The sequence below is a fragment of the Bradyrhizobium sp. USDA 4501 genome (assembly GCF_054062115.1).
The window spans coordinates 3,419,735-3,443,281 of sequence record NZ_JBSSEX010000001.1 but is presented as its reverse complement, the minus strand read 5'-3'; the positions used below and the strand labels follow the sequence as shown (position 1 = coordinate 3,443,281).

Sequence of the window (23,547 nt, the reverse complement as noted above, 5' to 3'; positions counted from 1 at the left end):
GGATCGCGCCCCATAGTCGGTGTCGTCCTGGCGAAAGCCAGGACCCATTACCCAAATCTCAATTGTTGAGCGCTACCGGGCCGCGGTCCCGCTCATCACCGAAGACGGTGGCTAAGGGTCCTGGCTTTCGCCAGGACGACGGCGGTGGATGCCGAGCCTCCCATCGGGTAGTTCGCAATGACGGAGGAGGCCGCAGCGGAGCTTCGCGCGCCCGCTCTACGTCCGGAATTGGCGCCGATAGAGTCCGGACTCGCGGGCCATCCTGTTGGTCAGTTCCTGGGCGCGCGATGTTTCATCCGGCGTCATCGCGGCGGTCTGCGCGACCCAGTTTTCGCGCTTCACCGGGAAGCACTGCGCAACCGGCGTGCCCTTGGGCAATACGCCGTTGAAACTGGTGTCGTGCCAGCGTGCCGGGAAATGAACCCAGCTGTCGTGAAACAGATCGCAATCGACCATGCCGGTCAGCGTGGTGAACGGCAGGTCGAACCGGTTGACCGGATGCGTGAAGAACAGCGAGTAGCCGGGCGGCGCCTCGATGGTCCACAGATTGACGAACTTGATGACGAAACGGTCGGGCTCGAACAGCGGCGAGCCGACTACCTGGCTTTCGTCGTGGAAGCCGACAGGCGAGCGCGGGAATTCGAGCGCGCCGCCGGCGGGAAGGTCGTTGTCCCAGGTGATCGCGCCATTCTCGACCTTGAGATCGCAGATCAGCGGCAAAAGGAAACCCGATGTCATCGCATCGACGAATGGCGGGCAGCGCTTGACGGTATCCTCTTCGCGATTGCTCATCGTATTGAAGGCCTGCGTCGGCATCGCCTTGAGCCATCCGGGAAGCCCCAACGACGCAGGCATCGGCGGCGGAATCTTGCCCTCGAGCTCCGCGGGGCAGCGGAATTTGATGGTGATCGCTTCGTTATTGTTGGACACGGCTTTGGTCCTTGGTTCGTTCAGTGTCGGCGGCGCCCTTGCGCCAATCGATGCTCGTCTAGCACGCGACGACGGGGCGGAGAAAGCAGCCGCATCGGTCGCGAAGCGGGTCGCGATATCGAGCTATAAGTTGTTGTTATCATGACGGATAAGGCAAAGTCCTTAATCTCACGGTTCGGCGCGCGCCAATGCCGGTTTTCCGCGTCTTGCCGCTCACCGGTGTGCAAGACTCTGCCGATAGGCATTGGCTTTCGACGCCCGCCGGGCGCATCATGGCGTCGCTGACGACACGATCTGCGTGAGGTAACGGAGGTACCATGGCCGAATCGAAGGTTGAGACCGCCAACGCTGCAGCTGCCGCGTCCCCCTCCGGCGAGAGCGGCAGCGGCCCCAGCCAGCTCGCGGTCGCGACCGTCCGCACCGTGCCGATCGAGCAGGCGCAGTCCCGCACCGAGCACGATCTGCTCGGCGAGGACGACGTCCCGGCCAATGCGCTGTGGGGCATTCACACCAAGCGCGCGGTGATGAACTTTCCGATCACCGGCGTGCCGGTCGGGCACTTCCCGGAATTCGTCCGCGCGCTGGCGCTGGTGAAGCAGGCTGCCGCGCGCGCCAACAAGCGGCTCGGCTATCTCGCACCGGAGAAGGCGGATGCGATCGAAGCGGCCTGCACCCAGATTGCGACCGACAAGGTCTATGCCGAATCCTTCGTCGTCGACGCGATCCAGGGCGGCGCCGGCACGTCGACCAACATGAACGCCAATGAGGTGATCGCCAACGTCGCGCTGCGGCTGATGGGGCGCAAGCCGGGTGACTATCACGCGCTGCATCCGAACGACGACGTCAACATGGCGCAGTCGACCAACGACGCCTATCCGACCGCGCTGCGGCTCGCGGTGATTTTCGCCACCCAGCCGCTGGTGCGCGCGCTGGACGATCTCGCCTACTCGCTCAAAGGCAAGGCGGTGGAGTTCGCCGACGTGTTGAAGATGGGGCGCACCCAGCTTCAGGATGCGGTGCCGATGACGCTCGGCCAGGAATTCGATGCCTTCCACGTGACCGTGAAGGAGGATGTCGCGCGCCTGAACGAGATTTCCGCGCTGTTCCGCGAGGTCAATCTCGGCGCCACCGCGATCGGCACCGGCATCAATGCCGATCCGCGCTATGCGGCGCTCGCGGTCGAGGAATTGTCGCGGCTGTCCGGCCAGCCGATGGTGCTTGCCTCCAACCTGATCGAGGCGACGTCCGATCTCGGCGCCTTCGTCCTGTTCTCCGGCGTGCTCAAGCGCGTTGCGGTCAAGCTGTCCAAGATCTGCAACGACCTGCGGCTGCTGTCGTCGGGGCCGCGCACCGGCATCGGCGAAATCCGCCTGCCCGCCGTGCAGGCCGGCTCGTCGATCATGCCCGGCAAGGTCAATCCTGTCATTCCCGAAGTGGTCAACCAGGTGGCTTTCCTGGTGATCGGGCACGACCTCACGGTCACGATGTGCGCCGAAGGCGGCCAGTTGCAACTCAACGCGTTCGAGCCGACCATCGGCTATTGCGTCTTGAGTTCGCTGCGCATGCTGACGGCGGCGGTCGATACGCTGACCAAGCGCTGTGTCGACGGCATCGAGGCCGATCGCGAGCGTTGCCGCAGCCTGGTGCAGGGCTCGATCGGCCTGATCACGGCGCTGGCGCCGTCGCTCGGCTACGAGGCCTCATCGCGCGTGGCGCGCCGTGCGCTCAAGGAGAACCGCTCGGTCGCCGACATCGTGCTGGAGGAAAAACTGCTGACCGAAGCGCAGCTCAACCAGCTCCTCGAGCTCGAGGCCATGACCCGCCCGGCGCGCCGGCAGCCGGTGCCGAGGAGTTGAAGGACAGCCGCTGCATCGGCAGTCGGCTCCCTCTCCCGCTTGCGGGTAGGGCAATCGCATATGACCTTCAGCGGCTACGGAGGTAACTCGGCCTCGTGGTTCGAGACGCGCCGCAAGCGGCGCTCCTCACCATGAGTGCCGCAAAACAAGACCCGTCATCCTGAGGAGCCGCGCAGCGGCGTCTCGAAGGATGGCCGCGAGGACGCTGCCCGACAGATTTTTCTATATGCGATTCCCCCGCAAGCGGGAGAGGGGGCGCAGTCCCTTCGGGGGCCTACAGCGTCTTGATGAACTCGATCAGGGCGCGGCGCTCGTCTTCCTTCAGCTCCGGCCCGATCACGCCGGTGCGCTTCTCGTTGGAGAATTCGTGTCCGGAATTGCCGTTGCCGCGCTTGGTGGTGTCGAGCATGAAGGCGTTCCTGATCTTGTCCTTCCAGACGTAGCCGAGATCCTTCGGATCATACTCCCGGCTGCCGAGATAGAAGGTTGCGGGACGGTCCTTCACCGGCGACAGCAGTGCGTAGATGGTCGGGACCGAGCCGTTGTGCAGATACGGCGGGGTCGCCCAGATGCCGTTGAGCGGCCGGACCTTGTAGGCGAGCGGCGCCTGGATCTCGTTCGGCCGGTAGCCGTTGATGCGCTTGCGATCTTCCGGCGGGGTCTTGTTCTGGTCGTACCAATAGTCGACGGTCTTCTCGACGAGATCGCCGAGCGCAGGACCGAAACTGCTGTCCTTGATGTTCAGATTGGCCGGCGTCTCGACGGTGCGGTGCGCGAGGCCCTCGGCTTGCGCGCTGTCGGTACCGATATGGCTGATCGGAATCATCTCGACATCGAGCAGCGGCTGGCCGGCCTCGTTCCTGGTCCAGCGCCTCTTGTCCTTGAACAGCGCAAAGGCTTCGCTCGCGGGCAGCGCCTTGCTGTCGATCGCCGGGCCGTGACAGCCCTGGCAATGCGTCTTGTAGAGCTCGCCGCCCTTCTTCGCGAGGTCCATGTTGATTGGCGGCAGGATGTTCTCCGGCCATTTCGGCGAAGCAAGTCCGCCAAAACCCTTGTCCTCGCTGGGCGGCTCGCCGGCGATCATCCGCTCCATCTCGTGCAGCACGTCGATCCGCGCGCTCGATTTGTAAAGCCCCTTGGACTCGTCGAGCAGGTTGAGCTCGGCGCTGACGCCGAGCGCCTCGCCGGCGTTGCGTACCATCGGCTGCATGATCGAGCCGTCATATTGCACCCAGCTGAACCACGGTGCGTTCCAGATTCGCGGGAAATGCACCGGCGCTGAATGCGAGGCGTAGTTGTTCGGGTTGTTCAGGTCGATCGAGAACACTTGGTTGCCGATCCGGTTCAGCGCGTCGAGCCGCGCATAGCCTTCCTCGACGCTGTTGGCGGCGACCTTGTTCTCCAGCGAATTGATGTTGGCGTATTGCTTCAGCACGAGGTCGAGCTGGCCGCGCAGCGCCATGCGCTCGTCGAGGCTGGCATCCTTGCCGAGGATCTCGTCGGCAAAGCGCGAGAAGCGCCCCGGCCAGAACCGCGTCAGCAGCAGTGAGACGCCGACGCTCTTCTGGAATTCGAACAGATTGGTGTTGGCCGGCCCACCGTCGATCACGATCTCGGTGCCGCGATAGCTGAAGCTGCCGGTGTGGCAGGCGGCGCAGGTCAGGCCGACGCCGGTCATATCCGCCTTGCTGTGCGGATTGCGCCACGGCGCGCCGTTGGCATCGGCCATCGGGCCGCCCTGCGAAAAGCCGATCGGCAGCGCATCGGGTTTGCCCGGAATCACCGTGTCGGGAATAAAGCCGAAGCGGCCGAGATAATTGGTCTCGCTGAGTCGCGGCGCCGCGGTGAACAGCGGCCAGACCGTCGGCTGCTCCAGCGCCATGAACCATTCATGGGGAATGCCGAAGGTCCGTGTGCCCTGGTCGGCGTGATAGAACCAGCGCAGCCGCTCCGCGCTGACATTCTGATCCAGCCACACCGTCTTTGCCGGCGGCTGGTAGTCGACGACCTTGACGCGGAAGCCGCTCGCCACCGTCTCGATATCGTCCTTGAAATAGAGCACGCCGGCGACAATCAACAGTCCGATGACGAATATCGTCTTGCGAGGCATGCCCCGTTCCCCCAATTCGCGGTATCCGCGCGTGATATGGATGAGATGTTAAAATTCGCCGAAAAACGAGTTCGCGTTAAGCGTGTGATGCGGTGTGCGCCATCCTACAGTGGCGGCGCTTGGTCTAACAACGGAAATGTTGATTGGCTGTGAGCCAGTTCACTTGCGGCGTTCCCTCCGCGGCGGCATTTGCGCGCATCGAGGCCTGCGGCTAGAAACAACGGCGCAACAATTCTTCGAGATGTCATCTTGAACACGTCAGGCGTGCAGCCGCTCACGATCACGGTCTCGGACGACAGCACGGTGTCCGCGCTGCTGCTGCGGCCGGCGCAGGCCCGTAGCGCCTATGTGTTTGCCCATGGCGCCGGCGCCGGCATGACGCATCCCTCGATGGTCGCGATTGCGGAGGGCCTGGCGGAGCGCGGCATCGCGACATTGCGCTATCAGTTTCCCTACATGGAGAAGGGCAGCAAGCGGCCCGATCCGCCCGCCGTCGCGCAGGCAACGGTGCGTGCCGCCGTGGCGGAAGCTGCGCGTCATTGCGGCGAACTGCCGCTGTTCGCCGGCGGCAAGTCGTTCGGCGGACGCATGACCTCGCAGGCACAGGCCAAGGCGCCGCTCGCCGGCGTGCGCGGGCTGCTGTTTCTCGGCTTTCCGCTGCATCCCGCCGGCAAGCCGTCGAGCGAGCGGGCCAGGCATCTCGCCGAGGTCAAGGTCCCGATGCTGTTCCTGCAGGGCACCCGCGACGCGCTGGCCGAGCTCGACCTGCTCGAGCCCGTGGTGAAGGGGCTGGGTCATCGCGCGACGCTGCATCTGGTGCAGGAGGCCGACCACTCCTTCCATGTCCTCAAGCGCTCCGGCCGCAACGACCACGAGGTGATGGCCGAGGTGCTCGATGCCTTCGCGGGCTGGGTGGCGGAGCATGCATAGGTGTGTAGCCCGGATGAGCCAAGCGACATCCGGGGTCTGCATGCCGCGGGCGAGATCGGTCCCGGATATCGCGGAGCCTGTCATCGGGCGCGCGTTCGCGCGACCCGTTGGCTCATCCGGGCTACGCTTGGCCGCGAAAGGGATGTTATTCTCCACCCATGACAAAGATCCTGATCGTCAATCCCAACACCACCGCGTCGATGACCGCAACCATCGCGACCGCCGCGCGGGCGGTGGCCGCACCGGGCACCGAGATCGTCGCCGTCACGTCTGCGATGGGACCGGCCTCGATCGAAGGCTTCTATGACGAGGCCTTCGCCGTTCCCGGGCTGATCGAGGCGTTGCTGAAGACGCCCGATGCCGACGCCGGCATCATCGCCTGCTTCGACGATACCGGGCTCGATGCCGCGCGGTCGGCGGCCCGCTATCCGGTGGTCGGCATCTGCGAGGCGGCGCTGGTCACCGCCGGGCAGATCGCCAAGCGCATCGGCATCGTCACCACGCTGCCGCGCTCGATCGTCCCGCTGGAGGAACTGGTCCGCCGCTACGGCTTTGCCGACCGCGCGGTGGTTACTGCCTGCGACGTCGCGGTGCTCGATCTCGAGAAGCCGGGCTCGGGCGCGAGGCCGAAGCTGGAGGCCGAGATCGCCCGCGCGCTGGACAAGGGCGCGGACGCCATCGTGCTCGGCTGCGCCGGCATGGCTGATCTTGCCCATGAGCTGTCGGTGAAATTCGGCGTGCCCGTGGTCGACGGCGTGGCCGCCGCGGTGAAGCAGGCGGAAGCGCTTGCCGGCCTCAAGCTGACGACGTCGCGCCGCGGTGCCTATGCCTCACCTGGGGCGAAGAGATACACGGGTTTGCTCGAAGGATTCGCGCCGGCTCCAGAAGACTAAGCTTCGTCATTGCGAGCGAAGCGAAGCAATCCATGGCGCCGCATGCCGAGAATGGATTGCTTCGTCGCTGTCGCTCCTCGCAATGACGGATGAAGTTTTTATGACGCCACCCCGCCATAGATCCGGTCGCGCAGGCGGCGCATGCCGGACAGCCAGCGCTCGCGATTGGTGGCCTTGCGCTGCATGTATTCGTGCACCTGCGGATGCGACAGAATCAGGAAACGTTCTTCCGCCATCGCCTCGATCACCATGCGCGCAACCTCGCCCGGCTGCAGCACGCCGTCGACGCGCGCGGCACTCGGACCCGGCGTCGTCATGCCCGTCTGCACCGATTGCGGACAGAGCACGGAGACGCGGATGCCGCGATCGCCATACTGGATGGCGAGATGCTCGGCGAGCGCGACCGCGGCATTCTTGGTCACGCCGTAAGGCATCGAGTTCAGCGAGGCCAATAGCCCCGCGGCGGATGCGGTGTTGATGAGATAGCCGGAGCCGCGCGCGAGCATGCCGGGCACCAGCGCGCGCGCCGCGTACACGTGGCTCATCACATGCACGCGCCAACTCACGTCCCAGTCGGCATCGGACGCGGTCTCTTGTCCCTTGCGCGAGAGCCCGGCATTGGAGAAGAACACGTCGACCGGACCATATTTGTCCTCGGCGGCGGCGATCAACACCTTGATGTCCTCCTCGAGCCCGACATCGGCGGTAACGGCAAGACCGTCGATATCGCCGGCGACGCTCGCGAGCCGATCGCGCGAGGTCTTGAGATCGGCGACCACGACGCCGCGAGCACCGGCGTCCGCATAGGCCCGCGCCACCGACTCGCCGATCCCGCTCGCGCCGCCGGTGACGACGCAGACCTTGTCCTTGACTTGCATGGTTCGATGTCCCTGCTTGTTATCGTGGTGGGTCGGATTGTCAGCCCTGATACAGGCCCTTGTCACGCGCCTTCTGGATCGCGAGCGCGGCCATCAGGTCGAGCATCGGGGTCGAAATGGCGGCCGCGCGGGCGAATGCCGCCGGTGCGCGCACCAGCGCGTCGATCTCCATGGCGCGCCCGAGTTCGTAGTCCTGCAGGATCGACGGCTTGTGGTCCGGCGCCGGCCCTGAGCGGGTGACACGCTTGACCTCGGGAATATAGTGTGTCGCCACCGCATTGGCCTCGTCGAGCAGGCGCGGGATCACGTCCTGCATGTCAGGATCGTCGCGGACGCCGCGCGCAGTCAGCCCGGTCAACAGGCAGAGCACCGACATCGACATGTTGGTCAACAGCTTCGACCAGATCGTCTCGCGGATCTGCTTGACCTCGGGCGATTCGATCGCGGCGTCGTTGAGCGCCGCGCGCAGGCGGGCGATGCGCTCGCTCTGCCGATCGTCGCATTCACCGATCAAGAGGCGGTTGCGGTCCGGCGACAGGTTCGCGACGACACCCGGCGCGACCACCTCGTTGGAGGAAAAGATCACGCCGCCAATGATCCGCTGCTTCGGGACGGCGCTGCGCAAATGCCCGCCGGGATCGAGGAAGCCGAGATCGGGGATCGCGGGATGCTGTGGCGGCAGGCCGAGATCGTACCACCAGGGAATGCCGTTCTGCGCGAACACGATTGATGTGTCGCGCTGAAGCAGCGGCGGGAGCCCGGCTGCGAGCGCGCCGATGCCGGTCGCCTTCAGTGTGCTGATGACGATGTCTTGCGGTCCCAAATCGGCAGGATCGGCTGAGGCCTTCACCTTCGCGGTGATGCTGGTGTCGCCGACCTTCAGCGTCAGTCCGTTGGTCCTGACCGCGTCGAGATGTGGCCCGCGCATCACGCAGGCCACATCATGGCCGGCACGTGCGAGCCGGATCGCGAAGTGGCTGCCGACGGCGCCCGCGCCGAAAATGCAAATACGCATGAGTGGAACAATTCTCCGCAACGTGCCCGGTCAGTTTCCACAAGCGCGGGGCATCGCGCAACCCGTCATGCGCGTGGCGCGGTCGCGCGCGCTCGAAAGTGATGGATCAAGGCATCCGCTCTCGCCATAGTGCAAGGCCAGTACAAGATAACAGCAATGCCGAACGAGGGAGCAACGTCATGTCGGCCAGCCCAGTCCTGTGGAGCCTCGATGCGCGGGGTGTCGCGACCGTCACGCTGAATCGTCCCGAGGTCAACAATGCCTATGACGGCGCGCTGATTGCAGGCGTGCTGGCCGCGATCGACGATCTCTCGACCAGGCCGGTGCGCGTCGTCGTGCTGAAGGGCAACGGCAAGCATTTCCAGGCCGGCGCCGACCTGAAATGGATCAACGGCGTGCGGCCGAAATCGTTCGAGGAGAACGAGGCGGCGTCGCGCGCCACCTTCGAGGCGGTGCAGCGTCTCAACACGCTGCCGGTCCCGACCGTCGCGCTGGTGCAGGGCGGCTGCTTCGGCGGCGGCACCGGCGTGATCTCGGCTTGCGATATCGTGATCGCGGCCGACAATGCGCTGTTCTCGATCACCGAGGTGCGCTGGGGCCTGACCGCGGCGATCATCATCCCGCAGCTCTGCGACGCGATCGGCGTCCGCCAGGTGCGCCGCTATGCGCTGACCGGCGAACGGTTCGGCGCCGAGGATGCCCGCCGCATCGGCCTCGTCCATGAGGTGGTGCCACTGGCCGATCTCGACAGCGCCGGCGCCAAGGTCGTCGAGCAGCTGCTCGGCAATGCCCCGGATGCGATGGCCGAGACCAAGAAGCTCGCGATGGAAAGCTCGTTCGGCGGCATGGCGGTGGACGATGCGGCCTACAAGCGCCTCGTCCAGCTGCATTCAGCCAAGCGGCAGACCGCGGAAGCTGCCGAGGGGCTTGCATCCTTCGCCGAGAAGCGCGCGGGCCGGTGGGGCGGCGGCGCGTAAGCTCAGCAGCCGCGGCAGATGCCGCGCATGCTGCGATAGACCTCTTCGTCGTCGCGGCGCATCTGCTGCAGCTGATCTAACGTCTTCGATTCGCTCGACCGCGTCACCGGCGGCTCGGGCTTGCGCTTCGCCGCAAGTTCCTGCTCTTGCCGATGGTAGCAGGCCTCGCGCTCCGCCTTGGCCTCAATGAAGCGGCAGGTCTCGATCGCGGCCGCGGGCCCAGCGACGATGATGAGACCAAACGACATTGAGATCAGGAGTTTCAAGCGGGCGATCCTTTCGCGTCCTTGTCTCAGGTCGGCATGCCAACGGCAACGCCGGCGTCGCATCACAGCGGCTGCGACAGCGATTTCTTCAATGTCTTCAGCAGCGCCTGCACCGCGGCGGCATCGATGCGGCGCTCGGGAACGGCGGCCTTGACCCACAATTCCGGAATAGGAAAGTCGGTGAGTACCGGCTGCAACGCGCCGTCGCGCAGCGCGTCCGCGACCAGATAATGCGAGAGCAGCGCAATGCCGTTGCCGGCGATCGCGCTTTGCGTCAGCACGCGGCCTTCGTTCGAAGAGAGAATCGGGCGGACCTGGATATTGATGCGGCCGCGCGGTCCCTCGAACGGCCATTCCGGTCCGGTCGGCAGGAAGCTGAGGCAGCGATGATCGACCAGGTCGCGCGGATGCTTCGGTATGCCGTGCTTCTTCAGATAGGCCGGTGAGGCGCACACGAGGCGCGGCAGCCGGCACAAGGGCTCGTCGACCACGCCGCCGAAGGAATGCGGGAAGGCGCCGATCGCGAGGTCGAAACCTTCGGTTACCGGATCGACCGGACGATCGATCATCACGATCTCGAGCTTCACGCTTCCGTTCTGTTTCTGGAAGATCGTGAAGGCATCGGCGAGCCGCGCCACCGTCAGCGAAGTCGGCGCCTTGACGCGCAGATGATCGGAGAGGTCGCGCTGCTTCTCGCCCATCCGCGACAAGAGATCGCCGACATCGGCAACCACGCCACGGGCGCGATGCACATATTGCTGCCCGGACTCGGTCAGCCGCAACTGGCGGGTCGAGCGGTGGAACAGCGCGGTGCCGATCCGCTGCTCGAGTTGGGTGACGCGTTTGGCGACGACGGATGTCGCGACGTTGAGCTTGCGCGCCGCGGCGGAAAAGCCGCCGGCATCGGCGGTGGCAAGGAAGGCTTCGAGATTGACCAGCGTATCCATCTGCCTTGCTCGTCTTTCTCGATTCGCGAAAGCTGATTACATAATTTGGTGGATTGTACTGCAATCTGCATCAATTCATAGTTGGCCCAATCAACTTTGTTCAGGGCGGAAATGATGCGAGCGAGCACGATCGAAGAACCTGCGCGGCAGGTCCCGGTCTATGGCGAATATGACGTGGTGGTGCTTGGCGGCGGACCGGCCGGCATCGCGGCAGCGGTCGGCGCGGCATGTGCCGGACGGCGGACGCTCCTGATCGAGCGTTACGGATTTCTCGGCGGCATGGGCACCGCGGCCGGCGTGACCAACTTCTGCGGACTGCACGCCAACATCTTCGGCGAGATGCACCGCGTGGTGCAGGGCATCGCCTCCGACCTCCTGGCGCGGATTGACCGGCTCGGCGGGCTGAACGCGCCACATCTGATCCTCGGCAAGATCCTTGCGCAGGCCTACGACACCGCGGCCTACAAGATCGCGGCCGACGATCTGCTCGCACATCACAAGGTCGACATTCTGTTCCACGCGCTCGGCGCCGGCGTCGTCATGGATGGTTCGCATATCCGTGCGCTGATGGTGGAAACCAAGGCCGGCCGTCAGGCCGTGCGCGCCAGCATCTTCATCGATTGCTCCGGTGACGGCGATCTCGCGGTGTGGGCCGGTGCGCCCCATGAAGTCGGCGATAATGCCGGCGGCATGCTCTACCCCTCGATGATGTTCCGCCTCAACGGCATCGATCCAGCGAAGGCCGGCGATGCCTGGCGCACCATCCCGGCGCTGATGGCTGAGGCCGAGGCCGCCGGCACCCACACATTCCCGCGCAAGTCGGCGATCGTGCGGCCGCAGAAATCGCAGATCGAATGGCGGGTGAATTTCACCCAGGTGACGCGAAGCGACGGCGGCGCCATTTCCGGTATCGATCCTGACGACATGACGCGCGGCGAGATCGAGGGCCGCCGCCAGGCGGTCGAAGCGTTCAGGTTCCTGCGCACGGTGCCCGGCTTCGAGAATTCCTACATCGTCGATCTGCCGCCGCAGCTCGGCATCCGCGAGACGCGGCGCGTGATCGGCGGCTACATGCTGTCAGGCGAGGACGTGCTGGGCTGCGCCTCGTTCGAGGATTCGATCGGCGTCAATGGTTGGCCGAAGGAATCCCATGTGCCGGGTGATGTGATCTTCGAGTTTCCGCCGATCCCCGAGAGCCGCGGTTATAACGAGTTGCCGTACCGCATGCTGGTACCGGAGGGCGTCGACAATCTCCTGGTCGCCGGCCGCTGCGCCTCGATGACCCATGAGGGACAATCGGCGGCGCGCGTCTCCGGTGCCTGCTTCGTGATGGGCGAGGCGGCGGGAACTGCGGCGGCGCTGGCGCTGTCGGGCAATACGATTCCGCGCGACATTTCCATCGAAAAGTTGCAACAACAGCTTGGCAAACAGGGCGCGTTCATCGGCCGCGATCAGGCCGTGCCCGAGGGGTTGTAGGTGGAGACGGCAATGATGGGTTGGGCGCGGCTCGCACTCGCGGGTCTCCTGGTGTGGGCCGCGAGCGGCATTGCGCGGGCCGATGATCTCCTGAAGGCGAAGATCGGCGTCTTGCGGCTGTCGTCCTCGGCGCCGGTGTTCATCGCGCAGGACAAGGGCTATTTCCGCGACGCCGGCCTCGACGTCGAGCTCAAGTTCTTCGACGCGGCGCAGCCGATCGCGGTCGCGACCGCGTCGGGCGATGTCGATTTCGGCATCACCGCCGTCACCGCCGGCCTCTACAATCTCGCCGGCAAGGGCACGCTGAAGGTGATCGGCGGCATGAGCCGCGAGAAGGCCGGCTATCCCCTGATCGGCTACTTCGCCAGCAACAACGCCTATGCCGCCGGCCTCAAGACGCCGAAGGATCTGGCGGGCAAGCGCGTCGCGGTGACCCAGGTCGGCTCCAGCTTCCATTATTCGCTCGGCTTGCTCGCCGACAAATACGGCTTCAAGCTGTCCGACGTGAAGGTAGTGCCGCTGCAGTCGCTGTCGAACGCGGCCGCGGCGCTGAAGGGCGAAACTGTCGACGCCGCGCTGCTGCCGGTCTCGACCGCGCGGACGCTGATGGATTCCAACGGCGCGAAATTGCTCGGCTGGGTCGGCGACGAGACGCCGTGGCAGCTGGGGGCGATCTTCGCGTCGCCGAAGGCGCTGACCAACGCACCGCTGGTGACCAGGCTGCTCACCGCGCTCACCCGTGCCGACCACGAATATCACGACGTGATCCTGACTGCGATCAAGGACGGCGTGGCGCCGATCAACGACAAGACCAGGCCGCTGCTCGAGATCATCGCCAAATACACCAACCTGCCGGTCGCGCAGGTGGTCGGCAATTGCGCCTATATCGATCCCGACGGCAAGCTCGACGTGAAGAACCTCGACAACCAGATCAAATGGCTGCAGGGGCAGGGTTTCGTGGACAAGGGTTTCGATGCCAATGCGATCATCGCCAAGGATTACGTGAAGGCGGATTGATGTTAGACCGCAGACACCACTCTATCCCCGTCATCCTGAGGAGCCGCGAAGCGGCGTCTCGAAGGATCGACGGCCCCGATAGTGACCGGCCGTCCATCCTTCGAAACGCGCGCAAGTGCGCGCTCCTCAGGATGACGGGTCAAAGAGTGAGCCGGTAGATGGACCTGATCGCCGACCATATCAGCCATCGCTTCGGCGCGCTCGACGTGCTCGACGATGTCTCCTTCACGGTGCGCGCCGGCGAGATTGTCGCGATCGTCGGTCCGTCCGGCTGCGGCAAGAGCACGCTGCTGTCGATCCTTGGCGGCCTGCTGCGGCCAGCTACAGGCGCTGCCGAGCTGCGCGGCGCGGCGCCGGCTGATAGCCTCAATCCGCTGACCTTCGTATTCCAGGATTTTGCGCTGCTGCCGTGGGATACGGTCGAGGAGAACGTCGCGTTTCCGCTGCTGCACACCGCCTTGAGTGCCGGCGAACGCCGCGCCGTGATCGACGATGCGCTGCGCCGCACCGGGCTGTCGGATTTCCGCAGCGCCTATCCGAAGCAACTGTCCGGCGGCATGCGCCAGCGCGTCGGCATTGCGCGGGCACTCGCGGTTCGCCCCGCGATCCTGCTGATGGACGAGCCGCTGTCGGCGCTGGATTCGCAGACCCGCGAGCTCCTGATGGAGGATTTCGTGCGTCTGCTCGCCGACGGCGCGATGGGCGCGGTCTATGTCACGCATAATCTCGAGGAAGCGGTGCGGCTCGCCGACCGCGTCGTGGTGCTGTCGCGCCGCCCCGGTCGTATCCGGGAAATCGTGACCATTCCGATGACCCGCGCCGAGCGCGGCACGATGGACGCGCGCGGGCCGATGGCCGCGCTACAAAGTGAGCTGTGGTCGCTGATCCGGAAAGAAGCGATCGATGCCGAACGCGAGGTCCAGCATGCTTGACCGCGCGCCGCAGGAAGCGAAAGACCAGTCGGCGGAGACGACGCGCCCGGTCGCGTTTCGCGGCGCCGGCTTCACGTCTGGCGGCAGCCGCCATGCCGGCTGGATCGCGCTCGCGCTCGTGATCGCGCTCTGGCAGCTCGCCGGCAGCGCAGGCTGGGTCAATCCGCTGTTCCTGCCGGCGCCGTCGGCGATCGCGGTCGCGATCTATAGGCTCGCGATGTCGGGCGCGTTGTGGCAGCACTTGTCGTGGTCCATTATGCGGATCGGCACCGGCTGGCTCATCGGCACGGCCGCCGGCGTCGTGGTCGGCTTCGCGATCGGGCTGTCGACCATGGCGCGCGGCGTCGGCATCACTTTCATCTCGGCGCTGTTTCCGATTCCGAAGATCGCGTTGCTGCCGTTGCTCATTCTGTGGCTCGGGATCGGCGAGGAGCCGAAGATCGCGACCATTGCGCTTGGCGTGTTCTTCTCGACCGCGATCTCGGTCTATAGCGGCGTCGATGCCGTGCCGCGCAACCTGATCCGGATGGCGCAAAGCTTCAACGTGCCGTTCCACGCCATTGTCCGCCGCGTGATCTGGCCGGGCGCGCTGCCCTCGATCCTCGCCGGCTTCCGCATCACCGCGTCGGTGGCGCTGCTGCTCGTGGTCAGCGCCGAGATGATCGGCGCGCAATACGGCATCGGCGCCTTCGTCCTGCAGGCCGGCAATCTGATGCAGACCGATCAGCTGCTCGCCGGCGTCGTGATCCTGTCGCTGTTCGGGCTTGCGGTGGGGAAGCTGATCAATTTGCTCGAGACGAGGTTGTTGCACTGGCGGTGAGGGGGGCGCTGCCGCCACACACAAAGTGTCGTCCCGGCGAAGGCCGGGACCCATAACCACAGGGCGTGGTTGTTAGAAAAAGGCTGGGGCTCCAACGCGTTCAACCAATCAAGATTGGTGGTTATGGGTCCCGGCTTTCGCCGGGACGACGTGAGGTGGGCGCTGCGTGCCTTGCGCAGACGATCGTTACGCGTTGCCCCTGTCCTCGCGGAACAGGTCGAGCTTCTGCTGCACCGGGCGGTCGGAGAACGAGAACAGCACGGAGTCGGCATCGGCCTCGTGGGTGACCCAGTGCCAGCTCGGTACCACGAACAAATCGCGCGGTCCCCACTCGAAGGTCTGGTCGCCGACCCTTGTGCGGCCTTTGCCCTCGATCGCGGCGAACACGGTCGCATCGGTTGCGCGATAGCGCGCGGTCTTGAAACCCTTCGGCAGCAGCTGGATGAAGGTGCCGATGGTCGGCATCGCGAAATCGCCGGTCTCGGGGTTGGAGAACTTCAGCTTCAGGCCGTGGCAGGCGTCCCATTCGTCGCTGGCCTTGGCCTTCTCGAGCGCCTCGCGGGTGTATTCATAGGGATAGTTGAAGATCGGCGAGGTTTTCGAGGTTCGCTTCTGGTCGATCGGCAGCAGATTGTGGCCGTAGCGCGCGAAGCTGGCGCCCGCCGGCTTGGAGATCGACTGCTGATCTTCCTTGGCGCCTTCGGCAAACGAGCAGTCGAAGAACTGCACCACCGGGATGTCGAGCCCGTCGAGCCAGAACATCGGCTCATTGGTTTCGTTGGAATGGTCGTGCCAGGTCATCGACGGGGTGATGACGAAATCGCCCGGCGACATCGCGGTGCGCTCGCCGTCGACGGCGGTGAACGCGCCCTTGCCCTCGAGCACGAAGCGCAGCGCCGATTGGGCATGGCGATGGGCGGGGGCGATGTCGCCCGGCACCACCATCTGCACGCCGGCGAACAGCGAGGTCGTGATCTTGGACTGGCCGCGCAGGCCGGGATTTTCCAGCACCAGCACGCGGCGCTCGGCTTCCTTGGCCGTGATCAGCTTGCCGGCCTCGTTCATGTAGTCGCGGATCTGGTCGAACTTCCACAAGTGAGGACGGCAGGCGCTTTTCGGCTCCGGCGTGATCAGATCGTTCATCACGTTCCACAGCGCCGAGAGGTTCTGGCCGTCGATCTTCTTGTAGAATGCCTCGCGCTCCGGGGTCTTCTGCACGGCTTCCATGGCAAGCCTCCCATCATTCTTGTCGGTGCAATTTAATTGACAGTATACTGACAATATGGCTAGCGTCAATGAAGCAAGCCATGGCGTTTTCGAGCGAAGTGGATACCGGTTCGCGCAAGGAAAACGCGTCAAACCAGAATAATGCAAGGGAGGTTCCGATGAAGCTGCATGGCTATTTCCGGAGCAGCGCGTCCTACCGGGTCCGGATCGCCCTCAACCTGAAGGGGCTCACCTCAGAGCATCTGCCGCATCATCTGCGCAAGGGCGAGCAGTGCGCGCCGGCCTATCTCGCGATCAATCCGCAGGGGCTGGTGCCGACCCTGGAAAGCGATGCCGGCGCGATCCTCACCCAGTCGCTCGCGATCATCGAATGGCTCGACGAGACCAATCCCAACCCGCCGCTCTTGCCGAAAGATCCGCTGCGGCGCGCAAAGGTGCGGGCGTTTGCGCAGGCGATCGCCTGTGACACGCATCCGGTGCAGAATTTGAAGGTGCTGGCGCGGCTGCGTCAGCTCGGCCTGCCCGAGGAGCAGGTGACGGAATGGGCGGCCTGGGCCAATCGCGAGGGACTGTCGGCCTGCGAGACCCTGATCGCGGCGGAGTCCGGCCCGTTCTGCTTTGGCGATGCGCCGACACTGGCCGATCTCTGCCTGGTGCCGCAGCTCGCCAATGCGCGGCGCTTCGGCGTCGACGTTTCGGCCTATCCGCGCCTGCTCAAGGCCGAGGCCGCGGCAAAGCAAATCAAGGCGTTTGCCGACGCCGCTCCGGACAAGCAGCCCGATGCCGAATAACAAACCAGCGCCTGTCACCATGGACGCGGTCTATACCGCGCCCGGCTACCTGTTCCGGCGGATGCAGCAGATCGCGGTCGCGCTGTTCATCGAGGAGTGCAGGGCGTTCGACCTGACGCCGGTGCAATACGCCGCGCTGGTCACGATCTCGACCCATCCCGGCATCGACGCCACGAGGCTCTCGGCGGTGATCGCGTTCGACCGTTCCACGCTCGGCAACGTGATCGAACGGCTGCAGGCCAAGGAGTTCATCGTGCGCAAGCCGGCGCCCGAGGACAAGCGCGTCAAGCTGCTCTATCTTACCAAGGCCGGCGCGGCTGTGTTGAGCGACATCATGCCCTCGGTCGACAAGGCGCAGGCGCGGATGCTGCAGCCGCTGAAGCCGGCCGACCGCAAGACGCTGCTGGCGCTGTTGACCCAGCTCGTCGACCTCAACAACGAAGCGTCGCGGGTGCCGCTGCGCGCCGAGGACGCGCTCGAACATCTCGGGAGGTCGGGCTGATGGCGGAGACGAGACCTGTCCTGATCGCGGGTGGCGGCATTGGCGGCCTTGCCGTGGCGCTGGGCCTCGCGCAAAAAGGCATCCGCTCGATCCTGCTGGAGAAGGCCGCCGCGCTCGGCGAGATCGGCGCCGGCATCCAACTCGGCCCGAACGCGTTCCACGCCTTCGACTATCTCGGTGTCGGCGAGGCCGCGCGCAACATGGCCGTCTATATCGATCAGCTCCGGCTGATGGATGCGCTGACCGCCGACGAGATCACCCATATCGATCTCGGCGACGCCTTTCGCGCGCGGTTTGGCAATCCCTATGCCGTGGTACATCGCGGCGATCTGCATGGCGTATTCCTGCGCGCGTGCCAGAATCACGAGCTGATCGAACTGCGCGTGTCCAGCGAGGTGGCAGGCTACGAGCAGGATGGTTCGTCGGTGACGGCAAAGCTCGCCGATGGCGAGCGGATCACCGGCCGGCTTCTGATCGGCGCCGATGGCTTGTGGTCGAACATCCGCAAGCAGGTGACGTCGGACGGCCCGCCGCGCGTCTCCGGCCACACCACCTATCGCTCGGTGATCCCGACCGAGCAGATGCCGGAGGATTTGCGCTGGAATGCGGCGACGCTGTGGGCCGGCCCGAAATGCCACATCGTGCATTATCCGCTGTCGGGCTGGAAGGTGTTCAACCTCGTCGTCACCTATCACAACAATGCGCCGGAGCCGGTTGCAGGCAAGCCGGTGTCCGAGGCCGAGGTGATGAAGGGTTTTACCCACGTCCATGAGCGGGCGCAGAACATCATCCGCCACGGCACCAACTGGAAGCTCTGGGTGTTGTGCGACCGCGATCCGAACGAGCAGTGGATCGACGGCCGCGTGGTGCTGCTCGGCGACGCCGCGCATCCGATGCTGCAATATTTCGCGCAGGGCGCCTGCCAGGCGATGGAGGACGCGGTCTGCCTGTCGCACATGCTGGCCAGTCACGATGACCAGACAGCGGCGCTGGAGGCCTACAGCGCGCAACGCTTCCCGCGCACCGCGCGCGTGCAACTGATGTCACGCGCGATCGGCGAACACGTCTACCATCCCGCAGGCGAGCACGCCCGCATCCGCAACGCGATCATGAGCGCGAAGTCGCAGGTCGAGTGGTGCGATGACATCGCCTGGCTGTATGGCGGGACGGGGCTGGGCAGCTAATTACTCGTCGTCCCGGACAAGCGAAGCGCGATTCGGAACCCATAACCACCGAAGGCTGTTGTGATGGCAGGCTGGGGCCCCAGCCTTTGCGCCGCAAATATTTGTGGTTATGGGTCCCGGTCTTCGCCGGGACGACATCGAATGTGTGGCGGGATGGCGGGGCAGCTAATGCTCGTCGTCCCGGACAAGCGAAGCGCGATCCGGGACCCATAACCACCGAAGGCTGTTGTGATGGCAGGCTGGGGCCCCAGCCTTTGCGCCACAAGCATTTGTGGTTATGGGTCCCTGCTTTCGCCGGGACGACATTGAATTTGCGGTGGCCGCGTCCATCAACCAACGCCCTACATCCGCATCACCGCCTGCCGGTCGATCTTGCCGGTGCCGGTCTTCGGCAGCTCGTCGATGAATTTGACCTCGCGCGGATATTTGTACGGCAACAGCCTTGTCTTGACGTAGTCCTGCAGCCGCCGCGTCGCTTCGGCTGTGTCGAAGCCGGCCTTGTTCATGACAACCACGGCGCGCAGCGTCATGCGCCGGTCCGGCAATTCGGCGGCGTAGACGGCGCATTCGCGGACGTCGGGGTGATCGGCGAGGCAGAGCTCGACCTCCAGCGGATAGACCCACTGGCCGGAGATCTTGATCAGATCGTCGGCGCGGCCGCGGAAGAAGTGGAAGCCGTCGCTGTCGCGCATGAAGCGGTCGCCGGTGTAGATCCAGCCGTCCTCGCGCACGGTCTCGGCGGTCTTGTCCGGCCGGTTCCAGTACAGCGGGGTCGCGGAATCGCCGCGCACCCACAGGATGCCTTCCTCATTGTCGCCGACCTCGCGGCCATCGCTGTCGCGCAGCATGATCTCGTAGCCGGGCACGCGCAGGCCGGCGGCGCCGAGCTTCTTTTGTTCCGCGCGGTTGCTGAGATAGACGTGCAGCACTTCGGTCGAGCCGAGGCCTTCGATGATCTCGAGCCCGGTGAGCCGCTTCCAGCCGTTGAAGACGTCGGCTGACAGCACTTCGGCGGCCGAGACCGCCATCCGCAGCGAGGAGAAATCGGCGGTGTCGGCACCTTCAGCCTTGGTCAGGGAGATGTAGAGCGTCGGCAGGCCGAAGAACACGGTCGGGCGATATTGCCCGATCGCCGCGAAGATCGCGGCCGGTTTCGGCTGGCCCGGCAGCAGCAGCGTCGCGGCGCCGACGGAAAATGGAAACGTGATCGAGTTGCCGAAACCGTAGGCGAAGAAGATCTTCGGCACCGAGAAGCAGATGTCGCCGGGCGAAAGCTTCAGCACATTGCGGGCAAAGGCGCGCTCGCTATAGGCCATGTCGTGCTGCAGATGCACGATGCCCTTGGGACGGCCGGTCGAGCCCGACGAATACATCCAGAATGCCATCTCGTTGCGGTGCGTGTCGGCCGCGTCGAGCTCGGTCGGAAACGCTTGCAGCCAATCAGCGGCCTCGCGCGTTTCGGCAGCCGCGTGATCGCCGGCGGCGCCGTTGACCACCACCAGCGTACGCAGCGGCGTGTCCTTGCAGGCTTCCGCGTTGAAGCGCCCACAGAATTCCGCATCGGTGACGGCGACCTGCGCGCCGGCGTCGGACAGGTAGAATTGCAGCAGCTCGGGCGTCGTCAGCGTGTTGATCAAGAGCGGCACGTAGCCGGCGCGCACCGCGCCGAAGAATGCCGCGGGATAGGCCGGGGTGTCGTCGAGGAACAGCAGCACGCGGTCGCCGCGCTGCAGTCCGAGCGACCGGAAGGCGTGGCCCCAGCGTGCGGCCTCAGTGCAGAGCTCGCGATAGGTCCGCGAGCCTGCCGGGCCGGTCAGCGCCAGGCGCTCGGCATTCCCGTTGCCGAGATTGTCGAACAGGATGCGGCTCGCATTGTAGCGCTCGGGGATCGTAAAGCCGATCTCGCGCGCACCGGGATTGTCCAGCGGAACCTGGTCGGCGATCCCGGTCATGATTGTCCCTTTGCGGCTGCGTAGCGGGCCATGAAGGCGGGCGACATCGCGCGCAGCCGCGCTTCGTCGATCCGGCCGGAGCGGGTGATGTAGCTGTAGGCGAAATCCATCAGGTCGAGCGTCATGTGCGCGGGGAAATGCTCGTACCAGTCGGCGCTGGTCCGCGCCGCGGTGACGAGCTTCTTCACGATCGGCTTGCGCTCGCTCTCGTAGCGGGCAAGCGCGGCGCCAATGTCGCTCTCGGTCTCCAGCGCCTTGGTCAGCGCAATCGCATCCTCGATCGCAAGCCGCGTCCCGGAGCCGATCGAGAAATGCGCCGAATGCAGCGCATCGCCGATCAGCACCATGTTGCCGTGCGACCAGCGCTCGTTCCAGATCCACGGGAAATTGCGCCACACCGACTTGTTCGAGATCAGCCGGTGGCCGTCCAGCGTCGCGGCGAATATATCTTCGCAGATCGCCTGCGACTCTTCGATGCTCTTGTCGGCGAAGCCGTAGGCCGCCCAGGTCGCCGCGTCGCATTCGACCAGGAAGGTGCTCATGTCCTTCGCATAGCGATAGTGATGGGCGTTGAAGCTGCCCCGCTCGGTGGCCACAAAGGTCTGCGACAGCGTCGCGAAGGTCTTCGTGGTGCCGTACCAGGCGAACTTGTTGGTGGAATGCGAGACCGACGCGCCGAAGGCGGACTCATAGCCGCGGCGGACCATCGAGTTCAGCCCGTCGGCGGCAACGATCAGGTCGTAATCCCTGAGCTCGTCGACCGATTGCACCACGGTGTCGAAGCGCGGCGTGACACCCGTGCTGCGGACGCGCTCCTGCAGGATCGTCAGCAGCGCCAGCCGGCCGATCGAGGAGAACCCGACGCCGTCGATCTCGACGCTCTCGCCGCGCAGATTGAGGGTGATGTTCTTCCAGCTCTCCATAAGCGGGGCGATGGCGTCGACCGTCTCGGGGTCGTCGGCGCGCAGGAAGTCCAGCGCCTGTTCGGAGAACACCACGCCGAAGCCCCAGGTGGCACCGGCCGCGTTCTGCTCGAACAGGTCGATCTCGGCGTCGGGATGACGCTTCTTCCACAGATAGGCGAAATAGAGCCCGCCGGGCCCTCCGCCGATCACGGCGATCCGCAACGTCTGCCTCCCAGATTGACAGTGTACTTACAATTTAGGCCAGACTAATCGCCCTCCGGCGGGAACGCCAGAGGGAAAATGCGTGCGGCGACTAGCCGCGTGGGGCCGAAGGGTTCAGTAGCAGCGGCGGGCCTTGACCCCGTCGACCCATACCCAGCGGCAGCCGGCGGCGACGGGTTTGCGGGCGACGACCGCGCCGTTGGGACCGGCGCAGCCGGCGCGGTAGACGCCGCGCGCGCAAACGACCGCATTGGCGTCGGAGGACTCAAAGGTCATCGTCGCGGCAAAGGACAGCAGGGCCGCGGCGATCAGCAATATTGAACGCATGAAAATTCCCTCTCCCGGGTGAGGCATGGTTGGCCTGCAGGTGGCAACAAGGTGCTGCGGTTCCGTGCCCGGCAAATCGCCGGGCACCTGTCGTCTCACCGCCGGCGCGGCTATTTCTTTTCCGCTTCCGCCAGCACCTTCTTGCAGGCGGGCGCCAGCTTGTCGCTCTGCTTGGCGAGACAGGCGATGATGCGGCCGCCGCCGGGCGTCACGCTTTTGCAGAACTTCTCGTAGTCGCCCATGCAGGCGTCGCGTTGCGCGGTGGTCAGTTCCTGCGCGTAGACAGCGGTTGCGCCGCAAAGCAGCGCGGCGGTCAGGACGATACGCAGCATTGTTTGCTCCCTTCTCCGGTCTCTAGCGTGACAACAGGATTACCGCGCTGCGAACGGCGCCAGCACGTCGCGGCACGCCGGCGACAGCGAGCCGGCATTGGTCGCAAGGCACTGCACGATCCGCCCGCCGCCCGGCTGGACGCCGCCACAGATCGAGCGGACGTCGGCGCCGCAGGCCGAGCGCAGCACGAACAGCTCTTCGCGCGGTCGCAGCGGCCGCAACGCGATCACGGCCGGCGCCGCGGCTGGTGCTGTCGTCGCTGCAGCGCCGGCGGCCGGCGCGGCGGCGCCGCCACCAGCGGCGGCGACGGCCTTCTCGCAGGCCGGCGAAAGCTTGCCCTTGTTCTTTTCGAGACACTGCAGCGCCGCCGCGCCGCCGGTCGGCACGCCCGCGCAAACCTTGGGATAATCGGAGCGGCATGCGCTGCGGATCGCGGAGATCTGCGTGTTGGACGGCGTCCCGGCCGCCTTCGGTGCGGCGGCTTCGGTGGCGGGCTTGGCCGCTGCCGCGGGAGCAGCTTCGGTCTTGGCCGCCGCGGGCGCGGAGTCTGCCTTCGGTGCGGCAGCCGGAGCTTCGACGGCCTTCACCGCGCTGGCGCAGCCCGGTCCGAGGCTTGCCATGTTCTTCTGCAGACATTGCAGCGAGGCTTCGCCGCCCGGCGGTACGCTTGAGCAATGGGCGATGTAGTCGTTGCGGCATTGCGACTTGATGGCGTCGCGCTGCGCCTGGGTCGGCGCCTGCGACAAGGCCGGTGCGGTGCTCATGGATGCTGCAAGCGCAAGACATGCGGACAGCTTCGTTGCTCGTGTCAACGCATTGATCATCTGAATTAATCCTCTGGTCGCGCCGGATGTCTCCGGCTCAACAGAACTGAGTTCTGAAAAAGTCTTGTTGTAGCAACCTCGGCGAGCGGCATCATTTTCGCTTTCGAGTTCCGCTGCAAGCGGATTGTTGCTATGGATGAAGCAGGCGGATTTCTTGCCCGTCACGAGATCTTTAAATTTAGTCATTTGAATCGAGGCTCGGACATGAGGCATGCGCGCGCGTCGGCACATTT

23 protein-coding genes are annotated in these 23,547 nt (G+C 65.3%); 11 read left to right on the top strand and 12 right to left on the bottom strand.

All coding sequences use genetic code 11. From position 1 onward, the window contains the following. Nucleotides 1-216: 216 nt before the first annotated feature. Complete coding sequence (locus ACVWZM_RS15845) at nt 217-930, bottom strand: hypothetical protein (RefSeq protein ID WP_028336241.1); 714 nt, start codon at nt 928-930, stop codon at nt 217-219. A 317-nt stretch (nt 931-1,247) separates the two neighbouring features. Between ACVWZM_RS15845 and ACVWZM_RS15840 the strand changes: the two genes are divergently transcribed. Further along, complete coding sequence (locus tag ACVWZM_RS15840) at nt 1,248-2,786, top strand: aspartate ammonia-lyase (protein WP_082654006.1); 1,539 nt, start codon at nt 1,248-1,250, stop codon at nt 2,784-2,786. Nucleotides 2,787-3,060: 274 nt separating this feature from the next. Here ACVWZM_RS15840 and ACVWZM_RS15835 read toward each other — a convergent pair whose 3' ends face one another. Then, a complete protein-coding gene (locus tag ACVWZM_RS15835) occupies nt 3,061-4,896 on the bottom strand; it encodes a c-type cytochrome (protein WP_253588216.1) in 1,836 nt (611 codons plus the stop codon). Nucleotides 4,897-5,145: 249 nt separating this feature from the next. Between ACVWZM_RS15835 and ACVWZM_RS15830 the strand changes: the two genes are divergently transcribed. Further along, the gene (locus ACVWZM_RS15830) at nt 5,146-5,826 is read left to right on the top strand and encodes an alpha/beta hydrolase family protein (protein ID WP_076832777.1); all 681 of its coding nucleotides are present in this window, start codon (nt 5,146-5,148) and stop codon (nt 5,824-5,826) included. 158 nt (nt 5,827-5,984) lie between these two features. Next, a complete protein-coding gene (locus ACVWZM_RS15825) occupies nt 5,985-6,719 on the top strand; it encodes an aspartate/glutamate racemase family protein (protein ID WP_253588215.1) in 735 nt (244 codons plus the stop codon). 98 nt (nt 6,720-6,817) lie between these two features. Here the strand turns inward: ACVWZM_RS15825 and ACVWZM_RS15820 are convergent, their stop codons facing one another. Continuing rightward, nucleotides 6,818-7,597 (bottom strand): SDR family oxidoreductase, encoded by a 780-nt coding sequence (locus tag ACVWZM_RS15820; protein ID WP_229191901.1) that lies wholly within the window; start codon nt 7,595-7,597, stop codon nt 6,818-6,820. Between the two features lie 40 nt (nt 7,598-7,637). Next, nucleotides 7,638-8,612: a ketopantoate reductase family protein gene (locus ACVWZM_RS15815; RefSeq protein WP_253588214.1), complete on the bottom strand. Its 975-nt coding sequence runs from the start codon at nt 8,610-8,612 to the stop codon at nt 7,638-7,640. A gap of 179 nt (nt 8,613-8,791) precedes the next feature. Between ACVWZM_RS15815 and ACVWZM_RS15810 the strand changes: the two genes are divergently transcribed. Further along, complete coding sequence (locus tag ACVWZM_RS15810) at nt 8,792-9,589, top strand: enoyl-CoA hydratase-related protein (RefSeq protein ID WP_057020146.1); 798 nt, start codon at nt 8,792-8,794, stop codon at nt 9,587-9,589. A 2-nt stretch (nt 9,590-9,591) separates the two neighbouring features. Here the strand turns inward: ACVWZM_RS15810 and ACVWZM_RS15805 are convergent, their stop codons facing one another. Both ACVWZM_RS15805 and ACVWZM_RS15800 read right to left on the bottom strand, forming a co-directional pair. Further along, complete coding sequence (locus tag ACVWZM_RS15805; RefSeq protein WP_063790168.1) at nt 9,592-9,855, bottom strand: hypothetical protein; 264 nt, start codon at nt 9,853-9,855, stop codon at nt 9,592-9,594. 62 nt (nt 9,856-9,917) lie between these two features. Further along, nucleotides 9,918-10,802 (bottom strand): LysR family transcriptional regulator, encoded by an 885-nt coding sequence (locus tag ACVWZM_RS15800; RefSeq protein WP_253588213.1) that lies wholly within the window; start codon nt 10,800-10,802, stop codon nt 9,918-9,920. Nucleotides 10,803-10,916: 114 nt separating this feature from the next. Here ACVWZM_RS15800 and ACVWZM_RS15795 point away from each other — a divergent pair, with 114 nt between their 5' ends. The 4 genes from ACVWZM_RS15795 (at nt 10,917) to ACVWZM_RS15780 (ending at nt 15,047) form a co-directional block, all read left to right on the top strand. Next, nucleotides 10,917-12,278 (top strand): FAD-dependent oxidoreductase, encoded by a 1,362-nt coding sequence (locus ACVWZM_RS15795; RefSeq protein ID WP_253588212.1) that lies wholly within the window; start codon nt 10,917-10,919, stop codon nt 12,276-12,278. 12 nt (nt 12,279-12,290) lie between these two features. After that, on the top strand, nt 12,291-13,295 hold the full coding sequence (locus ACVWZM_RS15790; RefSeq protein ID WP_253588211.1) for an ABC transporter substrate-binding protein: 1,005 nt from the start codon (nt 12,291-12,293) through the stop codon (nt 13,293-13,295). 158 nt (nt 13,296-13,453) lie between these two features. After that, nucleotides 13,454-14,227 (top strand): ABC transporter ATP-binding protein, encoded by a 774-nt coding sequence (locus ACVWZM_RS15785; protein ID WP_253588210.1) that lies wholly within the window; start codon nt 13,454-13,456, stop codon nt 14,225-14,227. Further along, entirely contained in the window at nt 14,220-15,047 is an 828-nt protein-coding gene (locus tag ACVWZM_RS15780) for an ABC transporter permease (protein ID WP_168858953.1), read from the top strand. The genes ACVWZM_RS15785 and ACVWZM_RS15780 overlap by 8 nt, the downstream gene beginning before the upstream one ends. Before the next feature lie 186 nt (nt 15,048-15,233). On the opposite strand, the gene gtdA is transcribed toward ACVWZM_RS15780, so the two are convergent. After that, a complete protein-coding gene (gtdA, locus tag ACVWZM_RS15775) occupies nt 15,234-16,274 on the bottom strand; it encodes a gentisate 1,2-dioxygenase (protein ID WP_456853821.1) in 1,041 nt (346 codons plus the stop codon). A gap of 158 nt (nt 16,275-16,432) precedes the next feature. Between gtdA and maiA the strand changes: the two genes are divergently transcribed. The 3 genes from maiA to ACVWZM_RS15760 are packed head-to-tail and all read left to right on the top strand — an operon-like array spanning nt 16,433 to nt 18,751. Beyond that, entirely contained in the window at nt 16,433-17,065 is a 633-nt protein-coding gene (gene maiA / locus ACVWZM_RS15770; protein WP_076832895.1) for a maleylacetoacetate isomerase, read from the top strand. Next, nucleotides 17,055-17,567 (top strand): MarR family winged helix-turn-helix transcriptional regulator, encoded by a 513-nt coding sequence (locus ACVWZM_RS15765; protein ID WP_057020139.1) that lies wholly within the window; start codon nt 17,055-17,057, stop codon nt 17,565-17,567. Before maiA ends, ACVWZM_RS15765 begins: the two co-directional genes overlap by 11 nt. Then, nucleotides 17,567-18,751 (top strand): 3-hydroxybenzoate 6-monooxygenase, encoded by a 1,185-nt coding sequence (locus ACVWZM_RS15760; RefSeq protein ID WP_253638022.1) that lies wholly within the window; start codon nt 17,567-17,569, stop codon nt 18,749-18,751. Before ACVWZM_RS15765 ends, ACVWZM_RS15760 begins: the two co-directional genes overlap by 1 nt. A gap of 341 nt (nt 18,752-19,092) precedes the next feature. On the opposite strand, the gene ACVWZM_RS15755 is transcribed toward ACVWZM_RS15760, so the two are convergent. The 5 genes from ACVWZM_RS15755 to ACVWZM_RS15735 form a co-directional block, all read right to left on the bottom strand. Continuing rightward, nucleotides 19,093-20,703, bottom strand: coding sequence for a benzoate-CoA ligase family protein (locus ACVWZM_RS15755; RefSeq protein ID WP_253588208.1), 1,611 nt, complete (start codon nt 20,701-20,703; stop codon nt 19,093-19,095). Further along, on the bottom strand, nt 20,700-21,830 hold the full coding sequence (locus ACVWZM_RS15750; RefSeq protein ID WP_253588207.1) for an FAD-dependent monooxygenase: 1,131 nt from the start codon (nt 21,828-21,830) through the stop codon (nt 20,700-20,702). The genes ACVWZM_RS15755 and ACVWZM_RS15750 overlap by 4 nt, the downstream gene beginning before the upstream one ends. Nucleotides 21,831-21,944: 114 nt before the next feature. Next, on the bottom strand, nt 21,945-22,157 hold the full coding sequence (locus tag ACVWZM_RS15745) for a hypothetical protein (protein WP_253588206.1): 213 nt from the start codon (nt 22,155-22,157) through the stop codon (nt 21,945-21,947). Nucleotides 22,158-22,267: 110 nt separating this feature from the next. Beyond that, nucleotides 22,268-22,489 carry a cysteine rich repeat-containing protein gene (locus tag ACVWZM_RS15740; RefSeq protein WP_028336261.1) on the bottom strand — a complete coding sequence of 74 codons (222 nt, stop codon included), beginning with the start codon at nt 22,487-22,489 and terminating at the stop codon, nt 22,268-22,270. A gap of 39 nt (nt 22,490-22,528) precedes the next feature. Further along, nucleotides 22,529-23,314, bottom strand: coding sequence for a cysteine rich repeat-containing protein (locus ACVWZM_RS15735; protein ID WP_456853819.1), 786 nt, complete (start codon nt 23,312-23,314; stop codon nt 22,529-22,531). Nucleotides 23,315-23,547: the final 233 nt, after the last annotated feature.

Bases quoted from the DNA above. Each gene is read 5' to 3' on its own strand.
- ACVWZM_RS15765 (WP_057020139.1), top strand. From the start codon at position 17,055: ATGCCGAATAACAAACCAGCGCCTGTCACCATGGACGCGGTCTATACC.
- maiA (WP_076832895.1), top strand. From the start codon at position 16,433: ATGAAGCTGCATGGCTATTTCCGGAGCAGCGCGTCCTACCGGGTCCGG.
- ACVWZM_RS15840 (WP_082654006.1), top strand. From the start codon at position 1,248: ATGGCCGAATCGAAGGTTGAGACCGCCAACGCTGCAGCTGCCGCGTCC.
- ACVWZM_RS15780 (WP_168858953.1), top strand. From the start codon at position 14,220: ATGCTTGACCGCGCGCCGCAGGAAGCGAAAGACCAGTCGGCGGAGACG.
- ACVWZM_RS15745 (WP_253588206.1), bottom strand. From the start codon at position 22,157: ATGCGTTCAATATTGCTGATCGCCGCGGCCCTGCTGTCCTTTGCCGCG.
- ACVWZM_RS15810 (WP_057020146.1), top strand. From the start codon at position 8,792: ATGTCGGCCAGCCCAGTCCTGTGGAGCCTCGATGCGCGGGGTGTCGCG.
- ACVWZM_RS15740 (WP_028336261.1), bottom strand. From the start codon at position 22,489: ATGCTGCGTATCGTCCTGACCGCCGCGCTGCTTTGCGGCGCAACCGCT.
- ACVWZM_RS15760 (WP_253638022.1), top strand. From the start codon at position 17,567: ATGGCGGAGACGAGACCTGTCCTGATCGCGGGTGGCGGCATTGGCGGC.
- ACVWZM_RS15800 (WP_253588213.1), bottom strand. From the start codon at position 10,802: ATGGATACGCTGGTCAATCTCGAAGCCTTCCTTGCCACCGCCGATGCC.
- ACVWZM_RS15815 (WP_253588214.1), bottom strand. From the start codon at position 8,612: ATGCGTATTTGCATTTTCGGCGCGGGCGCCGTCGGCAGCCACTTCGCG.
- ACVWZM_RS15795 (WP_253588212.1), top strand. From the start codon at position 10,917: ATGCGAGCGAGCACGATCGAAGAACCTGCGCGGCAGGTCCCGGTCTAT.
- gtdA (WP_456853821.1), bottom strand. From the start codon at position 16,274: ATGGAAGCCGTGCAGAAGACCCCGGAGCGCGAGGCATTCTACAAGAAG.
- ACVWZM_RS15790 (WP_253588211.1), top strand. From the start codon at position 12,291: ATGATGGGTTGGGCGCGGCTCGCACTCGCGGGTCTCCTGGTGTGGGCC.
- ACVWZM_RS15820 (WP_229191901.1), bottom strand. From the start codon at position 7,597: ATGCAAGTCAAGGACAAGGTCTGCGTCGTCACCGGCGGCGCGAGCGGG.
- ACVWZM_RS15755 (WP_253588208.1), bottom strand. From the start codon at position 20,703: ATGACCGGGATCGCCGACCAGGTTCCGCTGGACAATCCCGGTGCGCGC.
- ACVWZM_RS15835 (WP_253588216.1), bottom strand. From the start codon at position 4,896: ATGCCTCGCAAGACGATATTCGTCATCGGACTGTTGATTGTCGCCGGC.
- ACVWZM_RS15785 (WP_253588210.1), top strand. From the start codon at position 13,454: ATGGACCTGATCGCCGACCATATCAGCCATCGCTTCGGCGCGCTCGAC.
- ACVWZM_RS15825 (WP_253588215.1), top strand. From the start codon at position 5,985: ATGACAAAGATCCTGATCGTCAATCCCAACACCACCGCGTCGATGACC.
- ACVWZM_RS15735 (WP_456853819.1), bottom strand. From the start codon at position 23,314: ATGATCAATGCGTTGACACGAGCAACGAAGCTGTCCGCATGTCTTGCG.